This window comes from Aquibaculum arenosum (genome assembly GCF_029222965.1).
GTDB classification, from domain to species: domain Bacteria; phylum Pseudomonadota; class Alphaproteobacteria; order Kiloniellales; family DSM-21159; genus Aquibaculum; species Aquibaculum arenosum.
Genome location: NZ_JARHUD010000026.1, coordinates 1 through 1,419, shown reverse-complemented (window position 1 = coordinate 1,419; position 1,419 = coordinate 1). Strand labels below are relative to the sequence as shown.

The 1,419-nt window shown below is 63.8% G+C and carries 1 protein-coding gene; it reads left to right on the top strand.

Annotation, left to right across the window (positions count from 1 at the left end; translation table 11 throughout):
- Positions 1 to 99 precede the first annotated feature (99 nt).
- Entirely contained in the window at positions 100 to 1,311 is a 1,212-nt protein-coding gene (locus P2G67_RS16340) for an IS256 family transposase (protein ID WP_275824363.1), read from the top strand.
- The last annotated feature ends 108 nt before the right edge of the window (positions 1,312 to 1,419 follow it).

Here is a 1,419-nt window from a genome sequence, read left to right as displayed (position 1 = left end):
GATCGTGTACTGAATTTTCAGCAAAAGCGGTGACGGTTTCAGCGGTCATGGCACGCTGGTGATGTGAAACTCACCGGACCCTCAGGAGGGGTGCATGCCATGACCAGAATTGAACGTAAGAGCGATAAGGTTGCGTTGAAAGAGCTGCTTGGCGCGGATGAGGATTATCTGCGCACGCTGGTAGCAGCGGTCGTTGAGACGACGCTGGAGGCGGAGATGGCTGCGGCGCTGGGAGCTGAGAAGGGCGAGCGAACGCAAGAGCGTCTGGGCTACCGCTCGGGCTACTACCGTCGTTCGCTTGTGACCCGGGTGGGGACGCTGGAGCTGCGGGTGCCGCAGGACCGCGAGGGTCTGTTCTCGACGCGGTTGTTCGAGCGCTACCAACGCTCCGAGAAGGCCTTGGTGGGGGCTCTGGCGGAGATGTATGTGCAGGGCGTTTCGACCCGGAAGGTCAAGGCGATCACCGAGGAACTGTGCGGCCACAGCTTCTCGGCGTCGGCGATCAGCCAGATCAACAAGCGGCTGGACAAGGAGTTGGCAGCCTTTGCCGCCCGGCGGCTGAGCGAGCCCTATCCCTACCTGATCCTGGACGCCCGCTACGAGCGGGTGCGCGAGGCCGGTGTGATTTCGAGCCAGGCAGTGCAGATCGCCATTGGGGTCGACTGGGAGGGGCGGCGCAACGTGCTGGCCGTCGAGCTGGCAAACCGCGAGAGCCGCTCGAGCTGGAAGGATTTCCTGCTGGGCCTGCGTGAGCGCGGCCTGCACGGCGTAGAGTTCGTGGTGTCCGACGATCACCCCGGCCTGGTGGCCGCGATCCGCGAAGTGCTTCCGGAGGCGGCCTGGCAGCGCTGCTACGTGCACTTTCTCAGGAATGCCCTCGACTATGTGCCGCGCAAGGTGGACGACGACTGCCTGCAGGAACTGCGCTGGTTCTATGACCGGCGCGAACTCTCCGAGGTGCGCCAGGATCTCGCCCGATGGCTGACCAAGTGGCAGGCCAAGTACCCCAAGCTGACCGACTGGGTCGAGGCGCACATCGAGGACACCCTGACTTACTACCGACTGCCGCAGCAGCATCACAAACACATGAAATCGACCAACATGCTGGAGCGCCTGAACCAGGAGCTGAAGCGGCGCACCCACGTGGTGCGCATCTTTCCCAGCAGTGAAAGCTGCCTGCGGCTGATCCGGGCGCTGGCGGTCGAGACCCATGAAAACTGGCTGGAGGGCACGCGCTATCTCAACATGGCGCATCTGATCGAGCACAAGAAGGAGGCGCGGCGGCAGATCGAACAGGCCGACGCCGCCTGACGGCGGCGGGCGGGGCGGGCGCTTGCGCTCACTCGAAGGCGCCACGCCCGCCCCGCCAAACCAACAGCGGCCATGAACGCATTTTGCAGAAAATTCTGGACACTACTC

What these genes read in the sequence shown, in the direction of transcription:
- P2G67_RS16340 (WP_275824363.1), top strand. Translation starts at nt 100, where the DNA reads ATGACCAGAATTGAACGTAAGAGCGATAAGGTTGCGTTGAAAGAGCTG.